Raw genomic sequence first — 8,576 nt, forward strand, 5'->3', positions numbered from 1 at the left:
ACATTAACCAAACATTAACAAAAAGGAAGTAGATTATGTTATTTTAATTTTTTTAACAAATCATTTAATTGAACATACGTGTTTTCTAAAGAAATATTTTGAATAATATAATCACTTTTTGCAACCTTTTCTTCTTCAGACATTTGATTATTAATTCGTTGCATAACAGTTTCTCTATCAGAATTGTCACGTTTCATTGTTCTTTCAATGCGAATTTCTAATGGAGCTGTTACCAAAATAATAGCATCACAATCAAGATATGAACCTGATTCAAACAAAATTGCAGATTCTTTTACCACAAATTTATGATCTATCTTATTCTTTAACCATTTTTTAAAATGTTTTTTTACTTCAGGATGAATTATAGCGTTGAGTTGAGCTAATTTTTCTTTATCCTTAAAAACAATTTTGGCTAATGATGCTCTGTTGATTTTATTGTTTTCTAAAACTTCATTACCAAAAAGAGCCACAATTTTTTCAATTACTTTTTTTGAATCAGTAATTTTTCTAGCTTCATCATCAGCAATATAAACAGGAATATTATGCTCTAATAAATAGTTTGCAACAGTAGTTTTTCCACTACCAATTCCTCCTGTTAAGCCAATAATCTTTGTCATATTTATTTAAAAAATAATTCTGGAAAAGCTTTTTTAGGTTCTTTTTTCATTAGTTTAACTTTAATGAATGACAATAAATACCCTTTACCATATCCATAAAATTGAATAATTGTTGCAATAACCGACAAAATTCCAACGTTGATATTTTTGTTTTTTATTGAACTATCTATAAATAGCATCAAAAAGTATGCAAAGAGTGTAAAAATTGGTAAATAAAATTGAAAAAATAACATTACAACTGTAAATACAATTCCCATCAAGAATAATGAAGGAAACCAAAAAGTGATTTTTGAATATTCAGGATACCATGAATCTAAAATTGGTCTAGCTTTTCCAAATTTATTGACTTGTGTATAAAATTTACTCCAATCTATTCTTCTTTTGTGATATACAAAAGCCTCTTTGATTAAAGTTGTTTTATAACCTTTTTTCCAAAGTCGAATTGATAAATCTGGGTCTTCACCCGGATGGATATTTCCAAAACCGTTTGAATCTTCAAATGCTTTTTTAGATAAACCCATATTGAAACTTCTAGGTTGAAATTTTTCTACTTTTTCGCTTCCACCACGAATTCCTCCGGTTGTGAAGAAAGAAGTCATGGCATAATTGATGGCTTTTTGAACGTTTGAAAAACTATCCAAAGCTTTGTCTGGTCCACCAAAACAATCCACATAATTTTGTTGTAAAGCTGTTTTCACATTTTCAAAATAAGCAGTTGGAAGTATACAATCTGAATCTAAAATGATAAAATAATCACCAGAAGCTCTTTTCATGCCATAATTTCTAGAATCTCCAGGTCCAGAATTTTCTTTAAACAAATACAAAATATTTAATTTAGAAGAAAATGCTTTTATAACATCTTCTGAAGTGTTTTTTGAACCATCTTCAATAATAACAACCTCAAAACCTAAATCAGTTTGAATGGACAAACTCTCTAAAAGTTCTTTTGTTTCTTCTGGACGATTAAAAACTGGTATGATAAACGAAAAATTCATATGGCAAAGATACTTTAATTCTAAAAAAAACCACTTTAAAAAAAGTGGCTTTATAGATTATTGTTTAACAATTTTTAGAGTCTTTATGAAATCATCAATGGTTAGGGTAACTATATAATTACCAACAGCTAATTTTGACAAATCTAATGTGGCTTCCTTTTCATTAATTTTTTGAACAAAAACTTCTTGCCCTAAAGTATTTGTAATTTTAACAGATGATATTCTTGACGAGTAACTTATCTTAAAATAATCTTTCACTGGATTTGGAAAAGAACTAAAACTATTTGAATCAAAATCAGTTGTACTCAAAGCTCCGTCATAAGCAGAAACTCTAAATAATGAAAAATCATTTCCTCCAAAATCCCAAACTCTTGCATAAATAATTTCTCCAGGAGTTCTTCCTGTTAAAGTAATTTTTGCATGAAATGGATCAGAACCACTATCATTATCACATTGTAATAAAGTTAAATTTGTACAACTTCCAGCATATAATGCCATTCCAGTATCAGACAAACCACCAGGTTCTTGTTTGGTTTCCAATGTAATATTTCCCGTAGATGGAACAGTGACTTTATACCAAACATCTAAAAAAACGGAACCTGTACAACCTGGATTAGGCACTGTTGATGCTAAAGCTCCATAATTTGCAGATGTAATTTCATTTTGAGTAAAACTATTTCCAGCAATTAAATTAATGGCTCCATTACAATCATCATTTACTGGTGGACAACTGGATTGTGTTAAAAATGGACTTGTAAGCACACATGAAGAATCTTGATTATTTGTAACCGAAATTAAAACAGATGTTGCATTTTGAAAAGGTCCTAATTGAACATTTCCTAAAGAAGTTAAACTAATTGGAGCACTTCCTAAGTTATCTGATACTGTAACTGATGAGGCAGAACCAAAACTGGTGACATTTGTAGTAACAAAAAATTGAGTATTCCCATTTGTACAATCAGGAATAATTGTATAAGTTGCTGAAGGATTTGTACAAGTTGCTATTTGAACATCTAGTGTATAAGCAATAGATTGTGGTGATGGATAAGATGATATTACAAAGTAATAAGATTGTCCATTAGTAATTGGAAATTGAGAAATAATTCTAGGATTAGATGTTCCATTTGCAACACCAGCCAAGCAGTTTGTTCCAATATCTGCACAACTTCCATAAATAAAAATTCCTGAATAAATGTCAGAACTTGTTAAAGGTGTTAAATTGATATTAATAAAACCAGTTGATGTTGCAGTATATTTATAAACTACATCATCTCCATCTAGATAGAATTGTGTATTACTACCGCAATTTGAACCTTGTCCTCCAGAATAATCATCTGCATAACTTGAGGTATTATCTGTTACATTATATGGTAATGACGAAATTATAATTGGGTTTTCACATACATTTCCTAAAGGTGGAGCAGCATTTGTTGTAAATGAATATTGAGTACAACCAGTTGCATTTCCATTTCCATTATATGATGTTATAGTTACATAGTAAGTTGTAGAATATGCTAAAACAGGTAAATCATAAAAAGTTACATTTCCAACATTTTGATTATTTACGATTTCTGTTCCTCCAGATGTTGTTCCAACACTCAAAAAATATCCTGTAGGAAAACCTGTGGCTGCAGACCATACTAAATTTGTAGTTTCACTAACATTTGTTGCTAAATTAGTTGGTATAGTCATTAATGCATTACAATTAGGCACTGAAGCACTTTGAGATGCATTAACATTATCAATATAAAAATAATAATCACCAGCTGTCCAAGTAGATAAAAATCTTAATTTAAAATTTGAACCGTTTGGAACTAAACTTGAAGGAATTGTAAATGATTTATTTGCACAAATGTTACTTACTGTGTGATTTGTATCATTAATTGTGAATTGAGTTACCCAACTACTACCATTGTCTTGAGACATCTGAACTTGTAAATTTCCCCAACCAGCAGGAGTTGCGACATTAGTCCCTGAAAAATTTATTACTTTATAATCAAATGTAACAATAACATTTAGTCCATTTGATATGGAAGTATAGTTTGGAGTTGATAACCATCCTGTTGAAGAAGTTGTTCCTGCATATAAACTACATCTGAAGGAATTTCCATTACATGATTGATTTGCAGAACCAGAATATCTACTTGCAGTCCACCCTGTTGGCAAAGAAGTTGAGGCATTGAAATCTTCTGAAATTGAAACTTGAGAAAATAATTTTAGAGAAATAAGACAAATTATGAGTATCGTAATTTTTTTCATAAACATTTGTTTTTCAGTTCAAATGTATTAAAAAAAGCGACTCCTAAAAAGAAGTCGCTTTATTTTTATAAAAAATAAATTATCTATTGCTTAATAACTTTGATTGTTTTAGTAACATCACCAACAGTAACGTTTACAATATAAGCTCCAGCAGTTAAACTAGTCATATCAATTTGAGTTGAATTATTTTCAACTTTTCTTGAAATAACTTCTTGACCTAATAAATTAATCACTTTAACAGAAGAGATTTCTGAAGAATAAGATAAATTTAAAACATCTTTAACTGGATTTGGATAAGCTACAAAACTTGAGTTATCAAAAGTATTTGAATTTAAGAATACATCTACATTTATGTTATCAACTAATAAATAAAATTGATCTGCTGTAGAATATGCATTAAAACCAAAGTAATATATTCCAGAAGTAGCAGGAGTAAATTGAACCGAACTATTCAAAGGTGTACTATTAACTACATTAGGATAATCAGCAAGAGGATTCGTCATTGCAGCTGCACTTTCAGAAGTTCCATAAGCAACTTTCAATTTCTCAGGGAAAGTTGTTCCAGTAGAACCATAATCAAATGTAATAGCATAAGTTGTTCCTCCTACAAGGTTTATTCCTTGAGTATAAAACCAAACATTAGCAGCACTTGAAGTATTGTAAGTATAGCGTAATGCTTTTGTTGTAAAACCGTATCCAGGATTATTTGCAATTGCCCATAAATTACCAGAACCAACATTTTCTTGCGAAGTACAACTAGGTAAAGCTGGAACTGTTGCTGTTTCAAAATCCATAACATAAGGTACATTTGTTGCATCACATGCTGTAGAAAAATTAAATGGACCAACCCAAATACTAAATCCATTACTAGCTACTGTACAATCTGTTCTTATCCAAAATTCATATGCTGTATTAGCTGTTAAAGATGATACACTTAGAGGATTTGAAGAAGTTGCTGTTCCATTAGTGGTTGGCATTCCTGTTCCTTGTGGTTGCAATACATATTCCCAATTTGTATTTGAACTACCTTGTGTCCAAGAAAAACTTGCTGAAGTAGCGGTAATATTACTTGCAGAAACTAAAGTAGGTTCAACACAAGTTGGAATTGTTTCAACAACAAAATTATCAATGAAAAAATCATAATCTGCAGCATCATCTACTGTTCCATCTGTTGCGTAATAAGCAAATAAAACTGATGAAGATGTAACTGTTGAAATATCATATATTTCTGTATTTGAAGCATTGGCTGGAGAGTTTGTTGCATTATATTCCTCTATAGTTGTCCAAGTTGCACCACCATCAATTGACATTAAAAGTGAAACAACATCATCTGATCCCATAGTTATTGCTCCTGTTCCATTCCAAACAGTAACTGCTACATCATGTTTTACTCTATATCCACCAGCACTTAAATCAAATAGTGGAGAAATCATCCATCCAATTCTATTATTAGAATATAGATTTACCTTAATTGCACCTGTAGTTCCTGAATTTAAAAATCCATCAGCAAACCAAATTCCTGTTCCTGTTCCTGTTGGTCCAGTTGTAGGATTTCCTGCATCAGATCTATTCCAGCATGAAGGAGGAAAAGTTGCAAAATCTTGAGCATAATAAGGTGTAAAAGGTGCACATAAAGTTGTAAAAGTTCCAACAAGCGATTCAGAACTTGTTACTGGTCCTGCACAAATTGATCTAACATAATATTGGTAAACAGTCTGAGGTGTTAAACTTGTAAGTGTAAATGGATTAGTTGAAGCAGGAACAACAGTTCCAGTTCCTAAAGTAAAGCCAGTTGGACCATATTCAATTTCCCAAGAAGTTGCACTCGAACCACTTAACCAAGCGATTGTTGCTTGGTTCGATATAACTGCACTAGATGAAGTATTTGTTGGATTTGAACAAGCTGGAATTAATTCCCAAGCTACATCATCTATGTAAGCTGTTGTAGAACCACCAGGAAAACCTGGGTTTTTAATACACAGATTTTTAACTCCTGTAGGTATTCCTGTAGGTACAATTATAAATTCTTGAGTATTAGCAATAACTGTAGAAGGTAATGTTATTTCTTGTAATTGGATAAATGTAGTTACATCGCTAGGATCAGTTAAATATCCAATTTCCAATGGTCTACCTGCAGCAGTTGCAAAAGCTTTAAATTTTAATCTATGTGTTCCTGCTTGCAAATTTGAAACAGCTGGTAAAATAGCATAACCTTCAGTAGGAGGTGTTGCTGTACCACTGGCAAACATATATAGTCTATTTGATGGTGACATTGGAGCAACAGCACCAGTTGTAATATAAGTACTTGTAGAGTTTCCTCCTCTACTCCAACAATCAGGCAAACTAGTTGTACTAGAAGGATAAGTATCAAAAGTTTCTAAATAATCTGTTAAATCATCACATTGAGTTTTAAATGTGTAAGGGCCAGACCAAGAACTAATTGTAGGACCAGAACAAACCCCTCTTACATAAAATTGATATGTAGTATTAGAAGTCAATCCTGACAATATATAAGGATTAGAAGTAACTCCTGTAATCGTTGTTCCTGTTCCTAAAGCAAAATTATTTAAACCGTATTGAATGTCCCAAATAGTTTCTGAACCTCCATTTGTCCAACCCAAAGTTGCTCCAGAATTAGAAATTGCTGAAGCGATTAAAGCAGTTGGTTCAACACATGAAGAATTTACTTCCCATTTAACATCATCAATATAAACAGTTGTAGCTGCTGGTGTTGTCTGATCTATTTTAATTACTAGTTGAGTAATTCCAGCAGGAATTGATGTTGGGATTATTGTAAATTCTTGAGTACTAGCTAATGCTGTACTAGGCAATTGCAAAGGTTCAATCTCTACATAAGATGCCTCATTCCCTGGTATAGTAAAATAACCAACACTTAAAACTTTATTAGCTGTAGTAGCATATGCTTTAAACCTAAGTCTATGAGTGTTAGCTTGTAAATTTGATACAGGACGCATAACAGCATGTGCAGTAGTAGTTGTTCCTACATTCATGTATAACCTATTTAGGGGAGACATTGGAGCAGCACCACCTGTAGTTATGTAAACATTTCCTGAGCCAACTTTACTCCAACAATCAGGTAAACTAGTTGTGCTTGAAGGCCATGAATCAAAATTCTCAACAAAATCTGTTACGTTATCACATAAAGTTTTGAAAGTTCCACTAAGAATCCAATTTCCAAATGAAGAACCACAATTAGATCTCACATAAACATAGTATGTTGTATTTGATGTTAGAGAAGATGCGGTAATTGAATTTGTTGCTGAAGCAATACCTGATCCTGAAGGTAAACCAGCTGTTGAAGTAATTACATATTCATAACCGTTTGATGGAACTGGCATTGGTTCTACCCATGAAACAGATGCAGAGTCATTTGTTAATGTAGTAACTGTTAATCCTGTTGATCCTGGACAAGTTGGGGGTGTCCATACAAAAGTTAATCCGCTACTTGGAATAATTGTAGCATTCATTGTTATAGAATTATTTGCAGCTAAACTAGATGTCGTAGTAGACCAAGAAGTTGTGGAGGTTCTACTGTTAAAATTAGAAGCAACACCAGCAGGATTAGCTCTTAAACCTACTTCATAAGTACTTGATGTAGCATTATTAGTCATTGAACCATAGACAACTTCTATAACATTTGTTGTTTCATGCAAACGAATTTGAAAATTAAAAATATCTCCAGTATTGTTATACTTTCTAAAGTTTTTAAATTGAATCACTAACGTTTGATTAGGGGCTGAACCAATTAATTCGTAACGTAAAGTAGAACCTGTTTGTGCTTGTAAATCTCTTCCCAATCCTGAAATTCTTGCTACTAAGTCGTCTGAAACTGTTGTAACTGTCGAACTTATTGGTGTGTAAGCACTTGTAGTGTTCATATTTACAGCATTTGCACCTAATGAAGACATACCAAAAGAAATCCATCCATTGGTATTTACTGCAAATCGATCATAGCTAACATTATTGAAAATAAAATTAAAACCAATAGGTAGACCAACTCCTGTTAAAGTAGTACCACCTAAAGGAATTGCAGGATCAACAAAACGTTGATCATCTGAAGTTTCGGAGCCCAATAAAGTTCCTCCGGTAATTTCGGTATAGGTTCCTGTTGACTGACTAAATGAATATGCTACAACCTGTGAATGTGCATAAATAGAAGTCAACAAAAACACTATAAGAAGTGTAATTTTTTTCATAAATTTAATTGTTTGTTAATGATAAGTTAATAGATAACAAAAGTATCAAAAATAACAATTGATTTTTTTTTTGTTAAAAAAAAACTGCTCCTTGATAAGGAACAGTTTTCTTTCATAAAATTTTTATTTTTTAAACTATTGCTTAATTACTTTGATTGTTTTAGTAACATCACCAATAGTAAGGTTTACTATATAAGCTCCTGCAGTTAATGCAGTCATGTCAATTTGAGTTGAAGTACTTCCAACTTTTCTTGAAATAACTTCTTGACCTAATAAATTAATCACTTTAACTGATGTAATTTCTGACGAGTAAGATAAATTTAATACATCTTTTACAGGATTTGGATATGCTACAAAACTTGAATTATCAAAATTATTTGAATTCAAGAATACATCCACATTAATATTATCAACATATAAGTTATATTGATCTGCAGCTGAATGAGCATTGAATCCAAAATAATAAACACCTGATGTTGCTGGTGTAA

At 31.6% G+C, this 8,576-nt stretch carries 5 protein-coding genes; all 5 read right to left on the bottom strand.

Translation table 11 applies throughout. The features are described 5' to 3' along the window. Positions 1-38: 38 nt before the first annotated feature. Positions 39-617: a dephospho-CoA kinase gene (coaE, locus tag ACFO3U_RS11015; RefSeq protein ID WP_379742053.1), complete on the bottom strand. Its 579-nt coding sequence runs from the start codon at positions 615-617 to the stop codon at positions 39-41. Positions 618-619: 2 nt separating this feature from the next. Next, a complete protein-coding gene (locus tag ACFO3U_RS11020) occupies positions 620-1,612 on the bottom strand; it encodes a glycosyltransferase family 2 protein (RefSeq protein ID WP_379742056.1) in 993 nt (330 codons plus the stop codon). Positions 1,613-1,669: 57 nt separating this feature from the next. Then, entirely contained in the window at positions 1,670-3,871 is a 2,202-nt protein-coding gene (locus ACFO3U_RS11025) for a T9SS type A sorting domain-containing protein (RefSeq protein ID WP_379742059.1), read from the bottom strand. An 83-nt stretch (positions 3,872-3,954) separates the two neighbouring features. Further along, positions 3,955-8,088: a fibronectin type III domain-containing protein gene (locus tag ACFO3U_RS11030; protein ID WP_379742062.1), complete on the bottom strand. Its 4,134-nt coding sequence runs from the start codon at positions 8,086-8,088 to the stop codon at positions 3,955-3,957. A gap of 135 nt (positions 8,089-8,223) precedes the next feature. After that, positions 8,224-8,576 (bottom strand): T9SS type A sorting domain-containing protein (locus ACFO3U_RS11035; protein ID WP_379742065.1); only part of this gene is annotated, 353 nt, incomplete at its 5' end.

Source organism: Flavobacterium ponti, from assembly GCF_042652765.1.
Classification (GTDB): Bacteria; Bacteroidota; Bacteroidia; order Flavobacteriales; family Flavobacteriaceae; genus Flavobacterium; species Flavobacterium ponti.